Source organism: Methylobacterium iners, assembly GCF_022179305.1.
Classification (GTDB): Bacteria; Pseudomonadota; Alphaproteobacteria; order Rhizobiales; family Beijerinckiaceae; genus Methylobacterium; species Methylobacterium iners.
In genome coordinates, this window is sequence record NZ_BPQP01000023.1 from 1 (window position 1) to 22,044 (window position 22,044).

Sequence of the window (22,044 nt, forward strand, 5' to 3'; positions counted from 1 at the left end):
TGCTTGTAGCCGACCTCGACCTGCTCGCCGGTCGAGAGCTGGAAGTCCTTCTGGGTCAGCGACAAGGTGATCAGGCTGCCGACCGGATCGACGGCCGTGGCATACTGGGCGTAGAGCGCCGTGCCCGGTACCGGCGTGTAGACGGCGCCGAAGCGGTAGCTCACCGCGCTGAGATCCTTCGTGAAGCTTGCCGAGGGCGTGCGCAGGTCCTCACGGCGCAAAGTCGGCGCCTCGTAGCGCACGCCGGCGATCAGCGAGAGCTGGTCGGAGAGGATGAGGCGATCCTCGGCGAAGACCGCGTACTGGTTCGTGCTGGTGCGGTAGCCGGGGCTGGTCCCGTTCACCCGCAGGAACCGGCCGGGATCAAAGGCAAAGGGATCGACGCTGCTGGTGCCGCCGTAAGGCGCGTTGTTGGTGTGCAGGAAGTCGATGTGGTTGACGTCGAAGCCGGCCACGAACTCGTTGCGGATGTCGAACAAGCTGCCTCGGTGGGTGATGTCGAAGCGGTTCCCGGTCTGCTCCTGGTCGTGGAAGATCTCGATGTAGTCGCTGCGGTTGATCCGGCCCGTGCCGGGCGCGAAGCGGTAGCTCTCCACGTCACGGTAGCGCCGGGCCGAGGTGAGGCGGTAGGCGGTGTTGCGGATCGTGATGTCCGCGCTCGGGCTCCACTCGGTCTTGAGCTGGGTCCAGTTGTCCTTGAAGATGATCCGGCTGTCGTCGACGTTGTAGTTGCGGAAGCGGGTGCGGGGATCGATGCCGCCGTTGATCAGCGGCGTGCCGAAGTAGCGCATCGGCTCCTGGTAGCCGTAGTCGTTCGAGAGGGTGAAGGCGAGGTCGGGTGTGGCCTGGTAGAGCAGCGAGCCCGAGATCGCGAGATTGCGGAAGTCGCCGTTCTCCCGCAGCCAGCCGTTCGCGACGTTGCCGCTGATGTTGAAGCGGTAGGCGAATTGCTCGCCGACGGCGCCGCCGCTGTCGAGGGCGAGACGCCTGATCCCGTCCGAGCCGACGGCGGCGCGCGCCTCGTTGATCGAGACGAAGGTCGGCTTCTTGGGCACCACGTTGATGATGCCGCCGATGGCGCCTTCGCCGAACAGGACCGAGGCCGGGCCGCGCAGCACCTCGATGCGATCGACGTTCCAGGTGTCGAACGGATAGGTGATGGTGCCCGCGCCGACATAGAGCCGGGTGCCGTCGTAGAGCTGCATGACCGAGTTCAGGCCGGCAAAGCCGCGCGAGGTGTAGGACGTGCCGCCGTTGCCCGGCGCGCCGATGGTGGTGATGCCGGTGGCGTTCTGGGTGACTGCGTCGGTGACGTTGTTCTGGCCGCGCTCGCGGATCTTCTGGCCTGGGATGATCTCGATGCTGGCCGGCGTCTCCAGCGGCGTGAGGTTCAGCCGGCTGCCGCTGCGGCTTGGCGTAGCGAGGTTGAGCCCGGACGGGGCGGCTGTGTATGGCCCGTTGCCGGCGCCAGAGCCGGAACCGATGACCGACAATGTATCGAGCGTGACAGACCCGGCCTGCGCGGATCGCGGCAGCGCGTCTTCCTGAGCCAGTGCAGGGGCAAACCCGACGAAGGCGAAGACGGCCGATAGTGAAAGGGCGGACGCAGAGCGAAGCGACGGCATCAAGCCTGTCGCGATAAGAGCAATGGAAGACATCGGGAGACCCCGGGCGACGGCAGTGGCACGTCACCGCGAACTCGTCTCCACGAGCCCTCCTGGAGGGAGGAACCCGTCTCGACACCCATCAGGACACCCCGCCCGACGCGTTTCGCGTGTGACCACGACTGACGGCAGGTCTCCTGGCTCGCGGGTCACTGCCCTCTCATCGTCTTCCCAGATGCCGGAGCGTCCAGTGACGTGTTGATGATGGGCTCGCCGCTTACAGTTGCGGGGGCAGCCGCGGCATCGGGCCAAGCACCCTCACCTCGTTCCCTTTTGATCCCCGAGGGGAACCGTCGCATTTGAAGCTCGCATTGGTTTCGATGCTCGTCAAGGCCTTTCGAGCATTCTCCTAAGTTAGATCCTACGGGCAGAAATGATTTCCCTAATCAAATGAGGTTCAAACGCTGATGGTAAGACCAGTCATTTACTTTTATTTGCATCTAGAGCGTTTTCGGTCTGGGCTGAATCGGACGGGTGGGGTTCACGTGGGGCTTGTGGGCTGATTCACTGCTCGCTCTGGATGAGGAGCGATGGATGGGCCGACCCTACAGCCAGGATCTTCGCGAGCGTGTCGTGGATGCTGCGGCAGCGACGTCGTGCCGGCAGGCGGCAGCGCGATTTGGGGTCGGTGTCGCGACCTCGATCCGCTGGATGACCGCACTGACGACGACCGGGACGGTGGCGGCTCGTCCGCAAGGACGGGCACGCCGCTCGAAGCTCGATCCGCACGAGGCGTTCCTGCGCGGCCTGATCGACGAGAAGGTGGACATCACCCTGGAGGAGATGCGCGCCCGGCTGCGGGACGAGCACGGTCTGACGGTCGGGCTCGGCACGCTGTGGAGCTTCCTCGACGCGCGGGATCTCAGCTACAAAAAAAGACAGCCCACGCCGCCGAGCAAGAGCGGCCGGATGTGAGGGTTGCGCGCGAGGCCTGGTTCGAGGGCCAGCCCGATCGCGATCCGACCCGCCTCGTGTTCCTCGACGAGACGTGGACCTCCACCAACATGGCCCGCACACGCGGGCGCTCTCCGCGCGGCGAGCGGCTGCGCTCGCCCGTGCCGCACGGCCATTGGAAGACTACGACCCTCGTCGCCGGCCTGCGCCTGTCCGGGATCGCCGCACCCTTCGTGCTCGATGGGCCGATCAACCGCGACGCCTTCCAGGCTTACGTCGATCGCGTGCTGGTGCCCGAACTCGTTCCCGGTGACATCGTCGTCATGGACAACCTCTCCAGCCACAAGGGTCCGGCGGTGCGAGCGGCGATCGAAGCCGCGGGGGCGCGGTTGCTGTTCCTCCCGCCCTACAGCCCCGACTTCAACCCGGTCGAGATGGCCTTCTCCAAGCTCAAGGCGGGCTTGCGCAAGGCAGCCGCGCGCACCGTCGAGGGACTGTGGGCGGCCATCGGGCGGCTCATCGAGACCGTCACGCCCGCAGAGTGCGCCAACTTCTTCGCCGCCGCAGGATACGAACCAGATTAAACCGAAAACGCTCTAGAGCGTCGTGTTTTCGCATCGGATTTTCCCGAAAGCCGAAAACCGTCTGTCGGCCCGATGCTCTAGTAAAAGATCGTCGACCGGATGCCAAAGACGGCGCCGCTCTTGATCTTCTCTTGAGGTCTGCTCGGATTGACGACACCGCCACTAGGATTGAAAATGTATCCAAAATCGGGCTGCACGAGCCAGCCGGGTACGATCTGAGCTTGGTAGCTAAGCTTGAGCGTGGCCTCATGACTGCGGATTGGCTGAAAAGCTTTGGTGACGCGTGCAACGTCGCGATCAAAGGCTTGGGCACTCTTGCGATCTTGGCATAAATGAAACTCGCGCCGAATTTGTCGTTAGGCCGGCCATCGATCATGTTCGCGAAAACGATGCCCCCATCGGCCCAGATATCGACGAGCGCGACGTCCGATGGGCTTCCTGCGACGCGGGCATAGAGTGAGACGCCACTCTCATGATCCCCACCTTGAGGCCGATAGATCTGTTGGTCGATCACGCCATAGATACCGCTGCTGCCGCGGATCCGACGAGCAATTCCGTCACTGGACAGACTCGCGAGCGAGACGCCGACTCTATCGAAACGCTGGTCGTCGAAATTGCCGAAATGCTGGTAGCCGCCTAGCTTTAGTCTGGTTGCCAGGGCCTCGGCGACCTGCTCCTGGTTGTCGCGGTATTGCACCTCTGCCATGACCAACGGCGGATCGCCGATCGGGAAGTTCGTGCCGGTTCTATTAGCGAACCGTTGCTCGCCAGGAACGCCGTTGAAGATAGCAACAAGGGCAGACGTCTTTTCATCCGGATCGTATCGCAACCGCACGCCGGGCGTCAAAACAGGATAGGCCGGACTACCTGCCGCTCTACTTTCCGGAGGTCGACCGCTTCCGGCACAACAGCCGCTCGGACTGGTTCTTCGCCTTCCTCGATCGCTTCCCCACGCCTGCCAGCATCACCGCGCTGAGTAAGGAGGCCTTCATCGCTGCTGCCTGGGACGTGGTCGGGCGCAAGGTCGCCAAGGCGCAGCTGCTCGGGGACATCTACGAGACGGCCCGCAGCTCGATCGGACTGCCGGTGCCACCCGATGCTCCGGCGGTGAGCATGTTCCGGCTCGTCATCGGCGAGGTGCGCGGCCTGATCCAGCAGCGCGACGCCATCGAGGCCGCGGCCGAGGCACTCCTGACGGACTCTTCCGACTACAAGCTGCTGCGCCGCATCCCTGGCATCGGCCCGATCAACGCCCTGACTATCCTGGCCGAGACCGGCGATCTGCGCCGCTTCGGCCACCATCGGCAGTTCCTGAAGTTCTGCAGGTTGGATCTGGCGACCCAGCAGTCCGGTACCTTCCGCGGTCAGACCAAGCTGTCGAAGTACGGCAACGCCCGGCTCCGGCGCACCCTCTGGCTGGCCGGACAGGTCGCCATCCGGCAGCGGGAGAACGGCTTCCGCGACAAGTTCGAGCGCTACATCGCCCGTGACCGGCACAATGCCGACCTGCGGCGCAAGGCGCTGACCGCGATCACCGCCAAGATGGCGCGCGTGGTGCACGCCGTCATCAAGACCGGTGCCGACTACCGGCCCTTCGTCGAGGGGCCGGTGCCAGGTGGGAGAACCCCTCTCAGCAGAGCCGTGAGGGCGTGAGAGCCACGACCCTGTAGACAATGCTCGGGTCTCCTGCCTGGATCGACATCTCGTGTTGAGGACGGTGAGGACCACGGCGCTACGTGCCGGTTGGATCCTGTGTTCGCTATGGCCGAGAGTTCTTCCAGATTGGCAGGAGCCACCTGGATCGACGTTGACGACGATCACGCCGCAAGCGCATGTTCGCGGGCAGAGACCTGTTGCCCGACCCGCCGTGTTTCCTCGCTACGTAGGACGTTGTCGACCCTCAGGCTCTTGAGCCGACCCCGTAGCTGAACCAGCGTGTCCAGGACCTCGACCACCTGGAACGCGCGGAAGTTGGCTCGCGGGGTGAGTGAGAGCGCCTCTCGCGTGTGGCAATCGACGACGGTCAGGATCCGGAATGGACGCCCGTCGAAGAGGCTGTCTGACATGAAATCCAGCGCCCAGACCTCGTTTGGTCCACCCACCGCTGGCCGGCCCTGGCGATAGCGCCAAGCTCGCTTGCGCTTGGGCAGCTTAGGCCGGATCGACAGCCCTTCGTCGCGGTAGATCCGGTAAGTGCGCTTATGGTTCACCGCCCAGCCCTCCCGCCGTAACAGGATGTGGAGGCGCCGATAGCCGTAACGGACCCGTGCTGCGGCCAGCTCCTTGAGCCGCATTCGTAGCGCCACCTGCGGGTCCGAGCGCTTACGGTAGCGCTGAGACGAGCGGCCAAAGCTCGTGGCCTGACAGGCCCGACGCTCGCTGATGCCGTAGGCCACCTGCAGGTGACCAGCGACCTCACGACGAACGGCTAAGCCTCACCACTTTCGCTTGAGTACGTCCTGAAGCATGGAGCGATCCAGCGTCAGGTCGGCGACCAATCGCTTAAGCTTGCTGTTCTCGTCCTCCAGCTGCTTCAGCCGACGGATCTCCGGCACGCCCATGCCAACGAACTGCTTCTTCCACCGGTAAAAGGTTGGCTCGGATACACCCATCTTCCGGCAGACCTCGTCCACCGTCGCGCCGTTCTCTGCCTGCCGCAGGGCAAAGGCGATCTGTTCGTTCGTAAAGCGTTTGCGAGTCATGGCATCCACCCTCCTTCAGGGTTCAGGATGCCCGAAAAACTTGCGAGCGAAATGGACCAGTTCGCTGGGTCAGGACCACACCACGGTCGCCACCGCCAATCAGGAAACGGCCAAATTGTCTACGATAATGACGGTTATCATAGCGAATTTGTGGATCGTTAGGATCTGGGCGGCTAAGCTCCGGCTATGAAGCTTGAAGCCGATGTTCCTGACCGTTCTCAGATTCGCGACTCACGTCCCCTCCCCGTCCCACTCGCAGAAGAGCGGTCGCCCGACCTCGAGATTCTCGCTGAACGCTTCGAGCAGCACGCTCGCGCCGCGCGCGGCGCCTTCGCTGACAACACGCTGCGCGCGCTCGCCACCGACAGCCGGATCTTCGCCGCTTGGTGCCGTGAAAACGAGCACGCGATGTTGCCTGCAACACCGCAGACCGTCACGAACTTTTTGGATGCGCAAGCCAAGGTGAAGTCCCGCGCCACGGTCGAGCGCTACCGCTCGTCGATCGCCGCTCTCCACCGCGCGGCTGGGCTAACGAATCCCTGCAATGATGAGCTTGTCCGGCTCGCGGTCAAGCGCATCAGCCGGACCAAGGGCCGGCGTCAAAAGCAGGCCGAGCCACTCAACCGCCCGAACATCGAGCGCATGCTCGATCAAAAGGCGACGACCCGCCGGCATAAACGCGTCACGGAAGCCGAGCCGGAAGTGCCGCTCATCGGCTTGCGCAACGCGGCCCTCGTCGCGGTCGCCTACGACACGCTGCTGCGCCGTTCGGAACTCGTCGCGCTGCACGTCGAGGATGTCGAGCGCACGGCTGACGGCTCAGGAACCATCCTGGTGCGCCGCTCCAAAACCGACCAGGAGGGAGAGGGCGCGATCAAGTATCTCGCGCCCGACACGATGGAGCGGGTCTCCGCATGGCTCGTGCAGGCAGGCCTGACGCATGGCCCTCTGTTTCGGCCTTTGACCAAGGGTGGCCGTGTTGGAGCGTCGCCGCTCGGCGGTGCCGAGGTGTACCGTATATATAGAGAGATCGCCTTGGCTGCTGGCGTGAAGCTCGCCCGCCCCCCCTCCGGGCACTCGACGCGCGTCGGCGCGACGCAGGACATGTTTGCCGCCGGGTTTGAGCTCCTCGAGGTCATGCAGGCGGGTTCGTGGAAGACGCCGGCCATGCCGGCCCGGTACGGCGAGCGCCTTAGGGCACAGCGTGGTGCCGCCCGTAAGCTTGCGAGCCTTCAGAACCGTATGTAGCTTTAACCGGCTACTCTTGCTGTTACGCAGATTTTCGTGCCTCCAGCACTTCTTGGATCTCCTTGGCTTTCGCATCCGCGGACGCCATCGCATCGCGAACGAGGCTCAGATGGGTGTGAGCATCGGTGCCATCGCCTTCAGTCGACCTGATGCCCGTCTCCAAGTTCCGGCACGCTTGCGAAATGGCGTAAAACCCGAACATGCCGGCGGTGGAAAATCAGAGCGTGCGCATCGCTGGCGACGCTGCGTCCTCCGGTGGTATCGATCGGCTCGCCTTTGAGACTGCGGTCGAGATCCGCCACGAATTTTGCCAGCATGGCGACCGCCATCTTACCGCCGATCATCTCCACGTGATCGTCGAGCGTGGCCGCGTTGTGTCCGGATGCCACCTCGGTCCGCATAGCGCTGTCCAATCCAGCAGGAGCGTTGGCTCCTGCCCAGTGCACGATGACGACGCGAAGGTGATCGGGAACGAACGGCTTTCCACCATGTGCGTTCGTGCCGGCGGCCTGGCACGAGTCTACGTCGCGCGGCAGCACGTTCGCAGTCGTGGCGATGATTGACAGCGTCTTGAGCGGGCCGCCGAGCGCCCGGATGCGTCGGGACGCTTACCTGCCATCCATGCTTGGCATCTGCACGTCCAGTCCTGACTGATACTCCCAATCAGCCCGGTCCAAAGCCAGTTCGTTAGTCAGGTAGGATCGACCGGCTCCTCCTCCTCCTCCTCCTCCTCCGGGGGGCTTTGAAAAATGCCCTTGCGCCTTCATCGACAACTGGATCATGCAATACCGGATGATCCGGTCACATGACGAAAATTGTCCAATGCCTCTGCTGAGAAGGTCAGTATCAACACAGCGACGCATATGCTGCAGGACTTTCGACGCAGACGTATCGTCGACGCAAAGCGACCTCATTATCTTGAAAACGGCTTAAGCCCTTCGGGCACTCTTCGCAGTCGTCGATAAAAGTCACCGAACGAAGTCGCCAATGAACCTGTTGGTGAGGGCAAAGGTGTGCCGTGCCCAGCGGCATCACCTGATTACCACAGGATGCGTCGAACTGGACCGGCAGGAGACCAGACGTTGACGCCCGGCCGATGTCTCTGCCAACGTCGAGGCTGGCGAAGGCAACGGTTGCCAGGGGCGAGTAGGTAACAGCGTGGGCGTCGGCGATGTCTGGGCCGCAGAAACCGTGACCAAGCGAGCGCTTGTTGTATGACCGATGAGACCTTCGCTCCCCTCACCATCGCGGACTACGCGGCGCAGGCGGCGCTCACCGATCAGCACAGTGACGGCGGTTCCCTAGCTTTCCCGCTCCTCGGTCTCTTCGGCGAGGCAGGGAGCCTCCTTAGCGAGGTCAAGAAAAAGCAGCGCGATCATGCCTCCTACCGTGGCTACGCGGGAGCCGTCGTCGAGGAGCTCGGCGATGTCCTCTGGTATCTGGCGGCGGTCGCGTCCCGCGTGAACGTCCGTTTGTCCGATGTCTTCGTCGAGGCTGCATCCACGATGGGCGCCAGCGGCACGATCACGCTGGCGGCCTTGCAGCCCGCCATCATGTCCCGGGCGGGTGAACCGACGATCGCTTTCGAGCGCACGCTGCTGAAGCTGGCGGGTGAAATCGGGCTTCTCGTGATGGATCTCCAGGAGCGAGGTACGGAGGAGCGCGATAACCTTCCGCGCAGCCGTTTGGCGGTCATCGCACGGACGCTTATTCAAGCGGCCAACGAGGCCGGTGTTACGCTTGAGGCGGCGGCGGTCAAGAACCTCGCCAAGATCGCCGACCGCTGGCCGCGCCAGCGCCACTATCCAGCGCCTCTCGACGCAAACGCGGAGCCAGAGGAACGCCTACCACGCAGGCTCACCATCGAGATCTTCGAGCGGCAGGTTCGAGGGCGCACCTTCGTCTTCCAGCGCTGCAACGGCATCAACATCGGGGATCGGCTGACCGATAACGCGATGGCCGCCGACGACTACCGATTCCACGATGCCTTCCACTACGCCTACGTTGCCGTGCTGGGCTGGTCGCCAGTCACCCGCGCGCTCTTCCGCCTGAAAAGAAAATCCGCCCCGAAGGTCGATGAGGCGCAAGATGGCGCCCGCGCGACGCTGATCGAGGAGGGGATCACCACCTGGATCTTCGGGCAGGCAATTGAACTCGACCTGTTTGACGGTATGAAGCCGGGCGACCTGCCGTTCGACCTGCTGAAGCACGTCCGGCAGTTCGTGGTGGGCTACGAGGCCGAACGATGCCCGTTATGGCTTTGGGAAGAAGCCATCCTTCAAGGCTACGCGGCGTTCCGCTTTCTGCGCGAGCACCGACGCGGACGTCTCATTCTCGACTTGGACAAGCATCAAATGACAATCGAGCCGCTTTCGTGAAAACGCCTCGCACCTTTGCCGACGCTCTTGCCGACACGGCGCTTAAGTCGGTGTTCAACCCCTATCGCGATCACTGCGTCCTCCACGACCGCGATGACGGTGCGCGCGTCCGCAAGCGCAATCTAGTTCATTGCCTGGAAGCGTCGATCGAGACGAAGGTCGACACGATCTGGATCGCCCGTGATCTTGGCTATCGCGGTGGGCGCCGAACCGGCGTGCCACTCACCGACGAGGTTCACCTGACGTCCGCGAGCGCGCTCCTCGGCGGGATCACGCTCGACCGCGCGACGCGAGGCCCCGTCGTCGCCGAGCGCACGGCCGCGGTCGTCTGGCGGGTTCTCACGCAAATCGAGGCGCCAGCCGTCCTCTGGAACATCTTCCCGCTGCATCCACACGAGCCGGACGATTCTCTTTCCAACCGTTGCCACACTCGCTCTGAGCGAGACGCCACTTGGCCCTTCCTGACCGCGCTCATTGCGATGATCGCGCCGCGTCGGATTGTGGCGATCGGGCGCGATGCCGGGTTGGCACTCTCCGGGATCGAAATCCCGGTGATGACGGTCCGCCACCCGAGCTATGGCGGACAATCGGAATTCATTGCTGGCGTGCATGCGATCTACGGGTTACATAAAAACGACCCCGCTCCGGAGCTACCCTTTCTGTCATCTCAGGCCGCGAGTGGGGCAATGGCCTGATCGAACTGCGCGAGGAGAGCCTTAATCTCCCCGCGCGTGGCGCCGGCAGGCTGGTCGATCTTCGCGTGGGTCGACACCACGGTCAGTGGACCGACTTCCAGCCCGGTCTCGCGGGCAACGAAGGCCATCAGGCGGCCCAGGCCGATCAGATTTCCGAGCAGCTTTTCGACATAATAATGGTTCCGGTACTGAGCCGTAAGCGTCACCTTGCGCGGTGAACCAGGAACGATCTTGAAGCTCATGAAGCTCAGGCACTGACCGCCGTAGACGGAGTTGTCGACGTCGCGGATGGGATCGAACAACGAGAGCTCGAACTTGTTGAGCGCCCGCACGCTGTCGTCGTTCATCCGCTCGACGATGTCCCACAGCTGGTTTGGCGGAACCCCAGTAGTTCCTTGGTAAGCGATCATCCGCTCGAAATAGTAGCCGGACCACCGACCGCCGCGGCGCACTTTCGGCAAGACCCGATCGTTGAACACGTCGAAGAACGCTGGCGCGCCGTGCCGCAGGTACAGCGAGGTCGGAAAGATCGTGTTTGCGACCGTCTCGATCGGTTTTGCCCGATCGGCGAGGAAGCCGTCGACGGTTGCCACGCCCGGATGTGCGACTGTCGATGCCGCCGTCGGATCATCAATGTCGATGATTACGTTGTAGGCTTCGTGATTGCGCATGTCGTCGACACGGCGCACCGCTTCGCGCCAGGCGCTCGCGCAGTCAGGCTGCGAAGGGACGGGCAGATACATCGACATCCTCCGTGAGAAGCGCGGCCCCGAACAGGCGCGGCACGATGAACCCTTCGGTCAGCCAGCCATGGCCTCCGACACCCCAACCCGGACCCCAGCTATTGCGCACGAGGATCGCGCGCCCGCTCTGGATCGTCCCGTGACCGACCGCGACCACTGCGTGCCGCCGCGCGGGGTCGGGCGCCTCACCAGCCGCCGGCTGAACCACCCCTTCGAGCGTCGGCATGAAGAAGGATCGAGACAGCCTCAGCAGCAGGATGACCGGACGCTCCGCGTCGAGCTCGGCAACAATCGCATCGACGGCGTGAGCATGAGGTGCGCCGGCCCTTCCGAATCGCGGGCCGACCGCCGCAGGCGGTGACCACAGAGCGGGATCGGTAGGAGGCGCCGTGAGATACGGCCACCTGATCTCCTCCGGCTGCCCCTCGTGACGCAGCGTCGCCAGCATCGCCGACAGCGTTGCGCCCTGGTCAGGCGATCGTCCTGCGCGCTGCTGCGCGTGGTAGAAGGCGAACTCGCACGACAGCGGCGACCACCCCAGCCGCAACGCGGCGTGCGCGTCGCTCGCCGCGAAGGCGAGGCAGGTCGGGCGCGATCCCTGGTTGCGGGCCGCTCCGAACTCGGACCGCAGATCTTTGAGAATGGTCACGGAGGTCATGCGGCTTCAAGCAGCCTCCGCCGCTCGGCCCGCGAGAGGCCTTCCTCTTCGGGTCCCGTAAGATCGAAGTCGAGCTGCAAACGGGAGAGCGGCGGATCGGGCTCCCATGGCCGGCGCTCGTCGAGCTGCAACGATCCGCGACCGCCTTCCTCGGGCGTCGCAGTTACGCGACGGATGACAGGGCCGCCGATGCCGTCGCCATCGGTGGCTTCCGTTGCATCGCAAACAACCGCGAAACCGCTCGCCGCGAGCTGCTCGATGTTCCAGAGATAGCCGCCCCCGCTATGCTCCTTGAGACGGAGCACGAAGAGGTCGTTTCGGCTCCCATCGATGCGAGTTCCGGCGTCGCGCTCGGTCAGCAGCCAGACATCGCCCCGATAATCCTGGGGTCGATAGTCCTGCAGCAACGCGACCTTCAACTCGCGCGGCTGCGTCTGCTGAAGCTCGCGTGCCAAGGCCACCGCAATCATCCGGTGGCGCACGAGGGTCCAGCATGTAGCCTCGTAGCTGGCACCGAGCCGCAGAGCGAGCTGATACACCCGGTTTGGTCGCCGAAAGTCGTCCACCGTCCAGCCCTGGCGCGCGGAGTGCCATTGGATCAGCCAGCGCGGCATCATGAATCCGACCGCGAAGGCGTCAGCCTCGACTTCCTGGAAGTCTTCCGCTGATGCACCTGTCATCGGCATGCGCCGCAGAATGCTCTCGTCATCGAGGCTCGGCAGATGCTTCATGGCGTAGTGGCCGAGTTCGTGCGCGGCGGTGAACCGCTGGATTGCCATCGACCGCTGCGTCGTGACGAGAATGCCCGGCGCGGGATCGTTGAGATAGGCGCCGAGCAACCCTTGCAGAGGGCGCAGCAGCAACGGCAGATCGAGGGCCTGGATCGCGCCGAAGATATCGACGGGTCCTCCACGCGCCTCAACCATGCCACGCATCTCGAGCGTTTGATGGAGGCGCGCGGCCGCCATGGTCCCGGCCCGCACTGCGCCTGCATAATCGGCGGCGGCCATGCGCGTCAGCCCCGAACTATTTTCGCGCGCGTCCGCAGATAATCCGCGAAGCGGCCGAGCTCGTCACGATCCTGCATCGACAGTGCGGCGGCCCGACGGGCAAGATGCGCGACATCGACGGGCAAGGCCGCCGCCTCGTCCTCTCCCGTGAAGAATGCGGCCGGCTGCCGATAAAGCTTAGCCAAGCGCGTCAGCTCGATCGCTTCTACCCGCCGCTGGCCATTCTCGATGTCGGTCAGCGCGGTGCGCGGGATCTTGAGATAAGTCGCAACCTCCTCCTGCTTCAGGCCAAGATATTTGCGGGCTTCGCGCAGCCTTTCGCCGAGCCGGCGACGCTCGGCGTCGTCTTCGTCTTGCGGGGTCGCGGCCTGGGTCATCACTTACCTCCTGTGTGCTTCTTCCAATAGGCCTCGATCTTCGGCAGCAGATGCGCCAGCGCCTGATCGACCGAGCCATAGCCGCCTGTCCTCACCACGCTGTCCGGGAGCTCGACGCCGAGGATTGGCTCGACGATGCACAGGATCGACACCACCACCAAAGAGTCGATCTGGAACGACGTGCTTCCGATCGCCGCCAATGTTGGCGGCAAAGCGACACCTTTGATCGAGGCCTCACCCTTGACCACCTCGATTAACTCGCTGCGCAAATCCTTCGCGACCGCTGCCAAAGGGAACGGTGCTGCGGTGGGAGTGGAAGTGGGTGGCGCGAGCGTAGCAGTCGTCATGGCGTCCCTTTCCAGCACTTGCAACCAACGTAATGTCGGATTTAACGACATGCAAGGGCATAACGGCTGGCCGCATGCTTTGGGCTTCTGGCTGGTCGCCTCCCTCGACACGGTGACCGGTTGAGTGTGTTCAGCAGCGGCGCGGCTGGCTAAACAGGGTTATGGCTGACCGCGCGACCTTCCTTCACATCACCGATGCTCATGTGTCCGCATCCGGCGCTCCGTTTGAACGGGATGACCGGAAGGTCGACGTCGCGGGTCTCCTTGCCGCTGCCCGCGAAGGGCCGCTCGAGCTTTTGTTCCGACGCTTGGCCGAACGGTTGACCAGAGACAGCCGCACGCTCGACGGCGTGTTCTTCTCGGGTGACGCGCAAAGCAAAGGCGCAGCGGGTGGCCATGAGCTCGTCTTCAAGCTGATCGCAGAACATCTCTGCGTTGCGGCCGACCACATCGTCTCCGTCCCAGGCAATCACGACGTGCCGCGCGACGCCGATCCCGGCACCGCCGAACGCTACGAGAGTTTCGTCCGGGTCTGGAGCGCTGCGGGCTGCGTCGTGCCGTGGCTCGACGGCATCGATGGCTGGCCGGCGATCGCGGAGCCGGGACGGCATCGGCTGGTCGCCGCCGACCGTAGCTGGGCGGTGTTCCCGATCAACACCAGCAACTGGTCGCACGTCAGCTCAGTCCTGCCCGAGCCGCTGCGGAGCCATTGGAACACGATTCCCGAGACGCTTGCGCCGGGCGATGCGACCGTGGCGGCGCAGTTGCGGTCACAGCTCCAGGCTCTGGCTCGGTACGACATGGCCCGCGTATCGGAGCATCAACTTGAGGCCTTGCGAGCGCTCGTCGCCTCGACGCCTCAGCCGGCTCGCGGCCGCCAGCTGCGTATCGCGGTGATGCACCACCATCTCCGCTCGCCCAGCTTGCGGGAGGAGTTGAAGCCCTTCGCAGATATGTCGAACCTCGAACAGGTTCGTGCTTTCCTGCGCGGCAGCGGCATCGGCTTGGTCATCCACGGGCACAAGCACGAGCATGCCACCTATTTCGACCATATCTACGCCGGCGATACCGATGACATGCATCGCGTCCTCGTCATCTCCGGCGCGACCTTCGAGGTCGGACGCGAGACGGACGCGGTCCGGCTCATCACGCTCGACGGTCTCCCGCACACGCCCGAGGTGAAGATCGAAGCGATCCCGCTTCCGCGATCGGGCGCCGAAGACCTGCGGCCGGCACCAACCATCCGCCGGCTATGGACGACTGGCGTCCGCCCCGCTGAGACCGTCCTTGTCTCGCCCGGCGCGCCTGTAATCGTCGAGGGTGCAGACCTCGACGAGGTCTACGCGCGCGCTCTTGCCATCGCCGGGACGAACGCGAAGCGGGGCACCCTGATCGTCCACCTCGATCTGCCCGACGACGACGGCAAGACGCTGCCGTTGCCCAGCGCCTATGCCGTTCCAGACGACCTGCAAGGTGATGAGCGACAAGCTTGGCTGCGCGAACTGGTTGAGTGGTGGCAGCTCGACCGATCGCAGCTGGAACCGCGCATTCCCTACCTCCACGGCGCACGTCTGCGGCGATACGGCGGCAAGATCGACCAGATCGCGCGCATCATCGCGCTCCTCAGGACGAAGCCGAGCACCAGGGCAATTGCCGTTCTCGTTGACCCATTCCGTGACTTCGCGCCGAACGGCGCGGGCGAGGAGTTTGCGTCCTTCTGCCTCATCGAGTTTCGTCGAAGGGACGCTGACGCCGGTCGCATCGCCGTCGATGCGATCGCCTTCTATCGGGCGCAGGAATTCGAACGTTGGTGGCCGATCAACATCGCCGAGTTGCGCTTCCTGCAACGAGAGATTTGCGAAGAGCTCGGCTATCGTCCCGGGCGGATCACCACCATCGCCGCTGACGCGCGAACGATCTCCCGATCGCCCACCCAGGTCGCGATGCCGATCGTCGATCGATGGCTCGACCAAGCTCCCGAGCGGCTTCACCTCCTCGCTGACGCCCTCGTGCACAAGGCCGCGCGGGGCGACGCCCAGGCGAGCGCCGTTCGCGAATGGCGGCGCTCGCTGGCAGAGCTGCGTACGGCAACCAATGGGTTCAATTCCGATGGCATTCCCGTCGCGATCGAAGGGCTTCTCACGCTTGCCGCCTACATCGAGGCGACCGCGACGGTTGGCGATGAGGAGCTTCCAATCCTGGCGCGAAACCTGGGCGACCTCGCGCGAGTCAACGAGACGTTCGAGCATTCGACGCGCTCCCGTGCCGCGTTCAACCGATGGTCGCCCGTGGCGCAGAGTCTCGTGTCAGCGTTGGAGCGCATGACCGACACACGCTTGCCCGACGATCGCTTAAAGGCCGCCGGGGGAGGCGAGGGCGCTGCATAAATCCGACGAAAGCGCCCTGCCCTTCTGCATCGGCAGCTGCACCAGACAGATTACCCCCTGGGGCAAAGCCCAATGTTCCATAATGATAATTTTATCTTGATCTTTTAAAGATTGATAGAACAGGCTATAGTTCCATAACGAATGTTATGCGAATGCGTGGTGTTAACGCAAAATTGAGACTGGAATATTGATAAGGTGGGTGCGGGCGCCGCGCAAGTTTTAGAGCCAGAGGAGGGCCGGAGCGAATTGCCGGGAAGGATGGTCGGAGAGAACCTCCGGCGCCCGGCGCGAAAGCTTCCCGATGGCCAGACCTGCGACCGACCGCGCGACACAACCCGAGCGCACCAACCTCTACCGTGAAATCACCGATCGGATCATCGCCCAACTTGAGGCCGGCTGCGTCCCTTGGGTCCAGCCCTGGGGCAGCGGCCGCGGAACCGTCGCGGTGGCCATGCCGCGCAACGCCGCCACGGCCCGGGCGTATAGCGGCATCAACGTCATGCTGCTTTGGGCGGCGGGCATCGCAGCGGGCTATCGCGATCAACGCTGGCTGACGTTCCGCCAAGCCCTGTCTCTCGGCGGCTGCGTGCGCAAGGGCGAGCACGGGACCGGGATCGTTTACGCCGATCGCTTCACGCCGAAAGACGAACGCCGATGGGCCGATCGCGACGGGGACGCGGCCCGGCAGGTGGCGTTCCTCAAACGCTTCACCGTCTTCAACGTTGCGCAGGTCGACGGCCTGCCCGCGAACTTCACCGCGCCGCTGCTCCCGCCGCGCGAGGATCTCGTCCTGCCGCGCTTCCGTATGCTGATGGAAGCCTCCGGCGTGACCATCCGCGTCGGTGGCGGCGTGGCCTTCTACCGTCCTTGCGACGACGTGGTCGTGCTGCCCCCGCCAGAGGCGTTCCACGAGCCGATCAACTTCCACCGTACCGCCGCGCATGAGCTCTCGCACGCCACCGGCCATCGCTCGCGCCTGGACCGCTCGATGAAGGAGCCGCGCGGCGGCCCCTGCTATGCCCGTGAGGAACTGGTGGCCGAGATTTCCGCAGCCTATGTGTGCGCGAGCCTCGGTATCGTTCCGACCGTACGCCACGCCGACTATATTTCTGCCTGGCTCCAGGTCCTGCGCGATGACGAGCGGGCCATAGTGCGTGCGGCCTCTCACGCCAGCAAGGCCGCCGACTGGCTGCTTGATCGCCTCGCGCTCGCGGAAGAGAGCTCGGATACGGCCGTAAATGACGGTGAAGGAACGCCAATCTCGGTGACAGCGCGGGAGAAGCAGCATATGCAGGGTCGGGCCGCGTGACGCGTTTCCACGGTTAGCTCCGATCAACACACGATTCGGGAGATGGGAAGCGGAGGGCGTCGATGTCCCTCGACCATGCGTACTCGGAGATAGGCTGTCGCCTCACCCCAGGCTCTGCAACCCGACCGAGGAAAGAGGGGCCATCTCGGTCGTCGTAAACTAGACCGGTCATGGTTCTGACGGTCGAAACCGGCGTCGCGCGTCGGCAAGTCGCCAAGGGCCCAGGCTACGCTGCTCCGGTCTGCCGTTCTCCCCATCGCGGCGCTGCCCTCCAGAGGAAGAGGGCGGCGCTGCGCGTCATGACGGAATCGAGAGCGGAGGAGAGGCCTCCGGCGCCCGTCGCGGAGACATGATGATGGCGAATACGGTTCAGAAGATCACACTGGCGCCCGCCCGCCCGATCCCCTTCAACAAGCTGGTGTTAAGCCAAGCGAACGTCCGGCGCGTGAAGGTCGGCGTGCCGGTCGAGGACCTCGCTGAGTCGATCGCCCGACGAGGCCTGATCCAGAGCCTGCACGTTCGGCCAGTGATCGACGGCGAGGGTCGGGAGACCGGGATGTACGAGGTGCCGGCCGGCGGCCGGCGCTTCCGGGCCCTCGAGCTCTTGGTGAAGCAGAAGCGGCTGGTGAAGACCGCACCGATACCCTGCATCGTCTCGGATGCCGCCAGCGGCGTCCTGATCGAGGAGATCTCGCTGGCCGAGAACGTCGAGCGGGCGCCGCTCCATCCCCTCGACCAGTTCCGCGCCTTCCAGGCGATGCGCGAGAAGGGCATGACCGAGGAGGCTGTTGCCGCGGCCTTCTTCGTGCCGGTCAACGTGGTCAAGCAGCGACTACGCCTTGCGACGGTCGCGCCCGCGCTGCTCGATGTCTACGCCGTTGACGGCATGACGCTCGAGCAGCTCATGGCCTTCACCATCACGCACGATCACGCCCGCCAGGAGCAGGTCTGGGAGGCGGTGCGGCATTCCTGGTCGAAGGAGCCTTATCAGATCCGGCGGCTCCTAACCGAGAAGGCCGCGCAGGCGTCGGACAAACGGGTCCTGTTCGTCGGGATGGACGCCTACGAGGCAGCCGGGGGCACTGTGCTACGCGACCTGTTCCAGGCCGATGGCGGCGGCTGGCTCCAGGATGTCGCACTTCTCGACCGCCTCACGGCCGAGAAGCTGAAGGCCGAGGCCGAAGAGGTCGCAGCCGAGGGCTGGAAGTGGATCGAGGTCGCGATGAACTTCCCCTACGGTCATCAGTTCGGCCTTCGCCGGATCGACGGCGAGCCCGTTGAGACGACCGGGGCGGAGCAGGCGACGATCGACGCCCTTACGGCCGAACAGGAGCGGCTCGTGGCCGAGCATGAGCAAGAGGACGAACTGCCGGAAGCGGTTGACGATCGGCTCGGCGAGATCGAGGCGGCGCTCGAGCAACTGGCGCACCGCCCGTTGCGCTACGATCCGGCCGAGATCGCCTGCGCAGGCGCCTTCGTCGGCCTCGGCCATGACGGCCGGTTGCGGGTCGAGCGCGGCTACGTCCGGCCTGAGGACGACGTGCCAGCCGCTCCGGCCTCGGAGAGCGAGGGCGAAACCTCGGACGGTAAGACTGGCCGAACCGGTGCGCCCGCGCAGCCGGCGGTGAAGCGGGCCGTCATCACAATCGGGGGGACGCCGCCCGCGTCCGAGCCGGAAGAGGAAGACGGCATCCGGCCCCTCCCCGAACGCTTGATGGCGGAGCTGACGGCGCACCGCACGCTGGCGCTGCGCGATGCCGTGGCGAGCCGTCCGCAGGTCGCACTGACGGCGCTGCTGCACAAGCTGGTGCTCGACACCTTCCACGTCCGCTCGGGATCGGGCTGCCTCGAGGTCTCGGTCCGAGAGATCCACTTCGCCGCGCAAGCCGAGGATTTGAAGGACAGCGCCTGCGCCCGCGCCGTCGCCGAGCGGCATGCGAGCTGGGAGGCCGAGTTGCCCGCCGAGAGCGATGCGCTCTGGGAGTGGCTTGCCGCCCTCGACGACGCGAGCCGCTTGGCCTTGCTCGCGCATTGCGTCAGCTTCGGGATTAACGCTCTTCACGAGAAGCCGAACCCCTACGGCGGGATAGGCGTCTCGGAACACGGAGTGCGGGTCCGCCTCGCCCAGGCCGACCGTCTCGCGCGAGCGACGGACCTCGACATGGTGTCCGCCGGATGGCGCCCTACCACGGCGAACTATCTCGGCCGCGTCACCAAAGCGCGTATCCTGGAAGCCGTACGGGAGGGGGCAAGCGAGCGGGCAGCGCAGCTCATCGACCACCTGAAGAAGGCCGAGATGGCGAAGGAGGCCGAGCGCCTCCTCGCGGACACCGGCTGGCTGCCCGAGCCGCTGCGCGTCGACGCTGGCGATGGCGAGCCAGCCACGGCCGAAGGACGTGACACCGATTCCTGCGGGACGGACGAGGCCGACGCGCTGCCGGCCTTCCTGGTTGCTGATGCCGCGGCCGCGCAGGACGGTTCGGTTGCCGAGCCCTACGGCGTCGCCGCGGATTCGGCGTCAAGCCAGATCGGACAAGCGGCTTCGGGCACGAGCCCGGAGCCGGCTCGGTCGATCGTTCGTTGTCAGGCTGTTGTGGGACGCGCGGGCGATACGATCTGACGCCGCCCGGCTCACGGCCTCGTCCGCTGGCGGCTCGTCCCGACCTGTGCGGTGCCTGGTGTTATACGCGGTGGAGCGTGCGACCACCGCCTTGGTCGACAGTCCGACCATCAATGTTCGCAGTTTCGCACGCGGCCTATCTGATCATCCGTCAACGATGCGCCGCTGCGGGTCGGAACGGGATCAGCATCAGTTTCCCGCCGCTTGAGCCCAAGGGCTCACTCCGCTCTGGAGGGCGCAATTCCTTGGTCACGCCCGCGGCCTTCCACGATCAACCCTCAAGGGGTCCGCTACGCTGAGGCGTGCGGCCGCTGCGGCTCGCGCCTCCACGGTGATCGCGGCCGCGTCCGGACTCATCGGGCACCCGTCGAGCGGGGATGGCCCCCGCCACAGGACGGGAGCCGGACCATGGCGCACGATCTCACCCTCGCCCGCAGCTACGCCTATCACCTCGCCCGGACTCTGATGGTCTGCATCACCCTGTTCCAGACCGACGACGGCTACGGTGTCATGCCCTCCGACGAGTTCGACGGCGATGCTGCCACCGTCGTCCTGGAATTCGATCCCTACGCGATCTGAACGACCGCGAGAGGGTCGGGACCGTCCGACGGCCCCGACCCTTATCCGGCGAGAGCTTTTCACAGACCATCCAACACCTGAGTCCGCATCGCGGTCCGGCTCCAGCGCGGCAAGGGCTTGGATTATAGCTTTCAGGCGAGCCGGCTGTTCGGCGCTGTCATGAAACCACAACTCGATGGCGACCGGGTCGAGCGTGTCGACATAGGCCGAACCCAGCACGGCTCAGCCTGATGCCCGAAGCGTGCGGGTGTTGTGCTGGTCGCGCCGTACCCGCTCGACCATTGGCAGCTCCGGGCCGTTCTGCAGCAGCCTGTCCTTCGGCCAAGTAAGCATCGGGCGCCCCTTATCTGACGTCTTCGACGAATTCGGGATGCCGGTCCAGAACCCGGATGAACTGGATGGTCGAACCGCTCGGCTCCACGAGTCCTCGACCGTGATTGTCGAAGGAACCCTCGCCGATTTGGGGCAACGCTGCCGCCACGCGTTGGGAAGGCTTCAGCTTCGCCGGGACCCGGCGGATCGTCGTCGGCGTCGGCACGCGGCCGATCGTTTCGTCCAGGCAGTGCCGCGCGTAGGCAACCACTTCCAAGCCGCCACCGATAGCCACCCCTCCCCTTCCGAGTCGTGTCTTGACGCGTCGACCGTAAGCGTCTCGCCCTTGCCGGCAACCGCGAATGGGTGCGTGCCGCGCCCAAGCATCCGTCCTGACTTCGGTGACGGTATCGTCCCAAGACGTGCGTCCGTCGGCATCCTGATCGCTTCTCGAACGACATGCCCCGAGACGCCGAGACCACGTCCATCTCGACCTTCATGGAGAGCACTGACCCGTCAGCCGCTACCTGATCGACGTTCTGCCAGATCGTCGGTCGGCGAAGGTGGCCAACGACGTCACGACCATCGTCGGCTCGAGGCCGAGAATCGTGGCAGCGCCCCACAGCGGTCGACGCCAAGGACCGCCGTGTCGCGTAGAAATTCTGACCGCCATCGTCGAGACCGACCCGAGAATCTGCGTCACCGCGTTGAGCTCTTTCGTGGGAAGCTGCTGCTCCTCGCCTGATCCTGATTGCGCGACGGTGGCAGCGCTATCGGCCGGCGCACAGCGCTAGAACGGGAGGCGGATCAAGTGCTCGACCGAGCGGCGATCGAACGGTGAATCCGTCACGGCGGTCTTCGAAGCGGCGTGTCACCAGCCTCTCCGCGATGGACCTGTCGCAGCCCGGTGACCGCGCGGCCTCTCTCATGGCTTGATCTGGCCGGGGACGGCTAGCGCCTCGTCCGGCTTAGCCGCAACGGCGGCCGGTCAAGTTTCTTCCCCTGCTGCGCTGACGCTCTCGCATTCCTCGCGGGACAACAAACCCGCCCGTCCGCCGTCCTCCGCTGACGCTTCGGCCCGCTGACGCAGGTGCGGCGCCGACCGCCTCCGGCCTCACCGATCGCCATCGAGGCCGCGGCGGTCGCGGGCTCGGAGCAGGACACGGAGACATCTCATGGCGACCATCGGCAACTTCACCAAGAACGAAGACGGCTTCACCGGCCAGATCGTCACCCTCTCGGTTCAAGCCCGCAACGTCCGGATCGTTCAGGATCCTCGCGCAGCCGGTGAGAACGCCCCCAGCCACCGGGTCTATGTGGGTCGGGCCGAGATCGGAGCGGCGTGGTCCAGGCGCTCGAACGAGGGCCGCGAGTACCTCAGCCTGAAGCTGGACGATCCGAGCTTCACGGCGCCGATCTACGCGAACCTCTTCGACGACGAAGAGGGCGAGGGCTACTCGCTGATCTGGTCCCGGCCCACGAGCCGCCGAGACTGAGACGCGCCGCGATGCCTCGCCCGGTATGCCGGGCGGGGCGC

18 protein-coding genes, 2 pseudogenes and 1 riboswitch are annotated in these 22,044 nt (G+C 64.9%); of the genes and pseudogenes, 10 read left to right on the forward strand and 10 right to left on the reverse strand.

The genetic code is table 11. The features are described from left to right. On the reverse strand, positions 1-1,625 hold a 1,625-nt coding region (locus MFF55_RS08200; RefSeq protein WP_238243599.1), incomplete at its 3' end, for a TonB-dependent receptor. Between the two features lie 149 nt (positions 1,626-1,774). Beyond that, a riboswitch (cobalamin riboswitch) is annotated at positions 1,775-1,974 on the reverse strand. A gap of 224 nt (positions 1,975-2,198) precedes the next feature. On the opposite strand from MFF55_RS08200, the gene MFF55_RS08205 reads away from it, so the two are divergent. Continuing rightward, positions 2,199-3,142 (forward strand): IS630 family transposase gene (locus MFF55_RS08205; protein WP_238243600.1). Its coding sequence is split into 2 segments (ribosomal slippage): positions 2,199-2,535 and positions 2,535-3,142, totalling 945 coding nucleotides; the frame shifts between segments, so codons are not numbered across the junction. On the opposite strand, the gene MFF55_RS27280 is transcribed toward MFF55_RS08205, so the two are convergent. Continuing rightward, a complete protein-coding gene (locus tag MFF55_RS27280) occupies positions 3,087-3,977 on the reverse strand; it encodes a carbohydrate porin (protein WP_444980372.1) in 891 nt (296 codons plus the stop codon). The two genes, MFF55_RS08205 and MFF55_RS27280, sit on opposite strands and share 56 nt — an antisense overlap. A gap of 29 nt (positions 3,978-4,006) precedes the next feature. Here MFF55_RS27280 and MFF55_RS08215 point away from each other — a divergent pair. Beyond that, positions 4,007-4,795 (forward strand): annotated as a pseudogene (locus MFF55_RS08215) (transposase); the annotation flags it as partial. 236 nt (positions 4,796-5,031) lie between these two features. Here the strand turns inward: MFF55_RS08215 and MFF55_RS08220 are convergent. Then, a pseudogene (locus MFF55_RS08220) lies at positions 5,032-5,844 on the reverse strand (IS3 family transposase); the annotation flags it as partial. Positions 5,845-6,030: 186 nt separating this feature from the next. On the opposite strand from MFF55_RS08220, the gene MFF55_RS08225 reads away from it, so the two are divergent. After that, on the forward strand, positions 6,031-7,092 hold the full coding sequence (locus MFF55_RS08225; protein ID WP_238243601.1) for a tyrosine-type recombinase/integrase: 1,062 nt from the start codon (positions 6,031-6,033) through the stop codon (positions 7,090-7,092). A gap of 137 nt (positions 7,093-7,229) precedes the next feature. Here MFF55_RS08225 and MFF55_RS08230 read toward each other — a convergent pair whose 3' ends face one another. Beyond that, the gene (locus MFF55_RS08230) at positions 7,230-7,631 is read right to left on the reverse strand and encodes a hypothetical protein (RefSeq protein WP_238243602.1); all 402 of its coding nucleotides are present in this window, start codon (positions 7,629-7,631) and stop codon (positions 7,230-7,232) included. Positions 7,632-8,306: 675 nt separating this feature from the next. Between MFF55_RS08230 and MFF55_RS08235 the strand changes: the two genes are divergently transcribed. Beyond that, on the forward strand, positions 8,307-9,470 hold the full coding sequence (locus MFF55_RS08235) for a nucleoside triphosphate pyrophosphohydrolase family protein (RefSeq protein WP_238243603.1): 1,164 nt from the start codon (positions 8,307-8,309) through the stop codon (positions 9,468-9,470). Then, a complete protein-coding gene (locus tag MFF55_RS08240) occupies positions 9,467-10,165 on the forward strand; it encodes a uracil-DNA glycosylase (RefSeq protein WP_238243604.1) in 699 nt (232 codons plus the stop codon). The genes MFF55_RS08235 and MFF55_RS08240 overlap by 4 nt, the downstream gene beginning before the upstream one ends. On the opposite strand, the gene MFF55_RS08245 is transcribed toward MFF55_RS08240, so the two are convergent. From MFF55_RS08245 to MFF55_RS08265, 5 genes are read right to left on the reverse strand one after another with little or no spacing between them, the layout of a single operon-like run. Next, positions 10,138-10,908: a thymidylate synthase family protein gene (locus MFF55_RS08245; RefSeq protein WP_238243605.1), complete on the reverse strand. Its 771-nt coding sequence runs from the start codon at positions 10,906-10,908 to the stop codon at positions 10,138-10,140. The genes MFF55_RS08240 and MFF55_RS08245 overlap by 28 nt on opposite strands. Next, positions 10,880-11,566, reverse strand: a complete 687-nt coding sequence (locus MFF55_RS08250) for a C1 family peptidase (protein ID WP_238243606.1) — start codon at positions 11,564-11,566, stop codon at positions 10,880-10,882. The genes MFF55_RS08245 and MFF55_RS08250 overlap by 29 nt, the downstream gene beginning before the upstream one ends. Then, positions 11,563-12,576: an ImmA/IrrE family metallo-endopeptidase gene (locus tag MFF55_RS08255; RefSeq protein ID WP_238243607.1), complete on the reverse strand. Its 1,014-nt coding sequence runs from the start codon at positions 12,574-12,576 to the stop codon at positions 11,563-11,565. The genes MFF55_RS08250 and MFF55_RS08255 overlap by 4 nt, the downstream gene beginning before the upstream one ends. Positions 12,577-12,581: 5 nt before the next feature. Continuing rightward, the gene (locus tag MFF55_RS08260) at positions 12,582-12,953 is read right to left on the reverse strand and encodes a helix-turn-helix domain-containing protein (RefSeq protein ID WP_238243608.1); all 372 of its coding nucleotides are present in this window, start codon (positions 12,951-12,953) and stop codon (positions 12,582-12,584) included. Beyond that, complete coding sequence (locus MFF55_RS08265; RefSeq protein WP_238243609.1) at positions 12,953-13,300, reverse strand: hypothetical protein; 348 nt, start codon at positions 13,298-13,300, stop codon at positions 12,953-12,955. Before MFF55_RS08265 ends, MFF55_RS08260 begins: the two co-directional genes overlap by 1 nt. A gap of 161 nt (positions 13,301-13,461) precedes the next feature. Between MFF55_RS08265 and MFF55_RS08270 the strand changes: the two genes are divergently transcribed. The 4 genes from MFF55_RS08270 (at position 13,462) to MFF55_RS08285 (ending at position 20,195) form a co-directional block, all read left to right on the forward strand. Beyond that, a complete protein-coding gene (locus tag MFF55_RS08270) occupies positions 13,462-15,687 on the forward strand; it encodes a metallophosphoesterase (protein ID WP_238243610.1) in 2,226 nt (741 codons plus the stop codon). 301 nt (positions 15,688-15,988) lie between these two features. Beyond that, a complete protein-coding gene (locus tag MFF55_RS08275; protein WP_238243611.1) occupies positions 15,989-16,996 on the forward strand; it encodes an ArdC family protein in 1,008 nt (335 codons plus the stop codon). A 355-nt stretch (positions 16,997-17,351) separates the two neighbouring features. After that, positions 17,352-19,616 (forward strand): ParB/RepB/Spo0J family partition protein, encoded by a 2,265-nt coding sequence (locus MFF55_RS08280; protein WP_238243674.1) that lies wholly within the window; start codon positions 17,352-17,354, stop codon positions 19,614-19,616. 408 nt (positions 19,617-20,024) lie between these two features. After that, positions 20,025-20,195 carry a hypothetical protein gene (locus tag MFF55_RS08285; protein WP_238243612.1) on the forward strand — a complete coding sequence of 57 codons (171 nt, stop codon included), beginning with the start codon at positions 20,025-20,027 and terminating at the stop codon, positions 20,193-20,195. A 343-nt stretch (positions 20,196-20,538) separates the two neighbouring features. Here the strand turns inward: MFF55_RS08285 and MFF55_RS08290 are convergent, their stop codons facing one another. Further along, positions 20,539-20,802 (reverse strand): type II toxin-antitoxin system MqsA family antitoxin, encoded by a 264-nt coding sequence (locus MFF55_RS08290; RefSeq protein WP_238243613.1) that lies wholly within the window; start codon positions 20,800-20,802, stop codon positions 20,539-20,541. A gap of 880 nt (positions 20,803-21,682) precedes the next feature. Here MFF55_RS08290 and MFF55_RS08295 point away from each other — a divergent pair. Then, positions 21,683-22,003 (forward strand): DUF736 domain-containing protein, encoded by a 321-nt coding sequence (locus tag MFF55_RS08295; RefSeq protein WP_238243614.1) that lies wholly within the window; start codon positions 21,683-21,685, stop codon positions 22,001-22,003. Positions 22,004-22,044 lie beyond the last annotated feature (41 nt).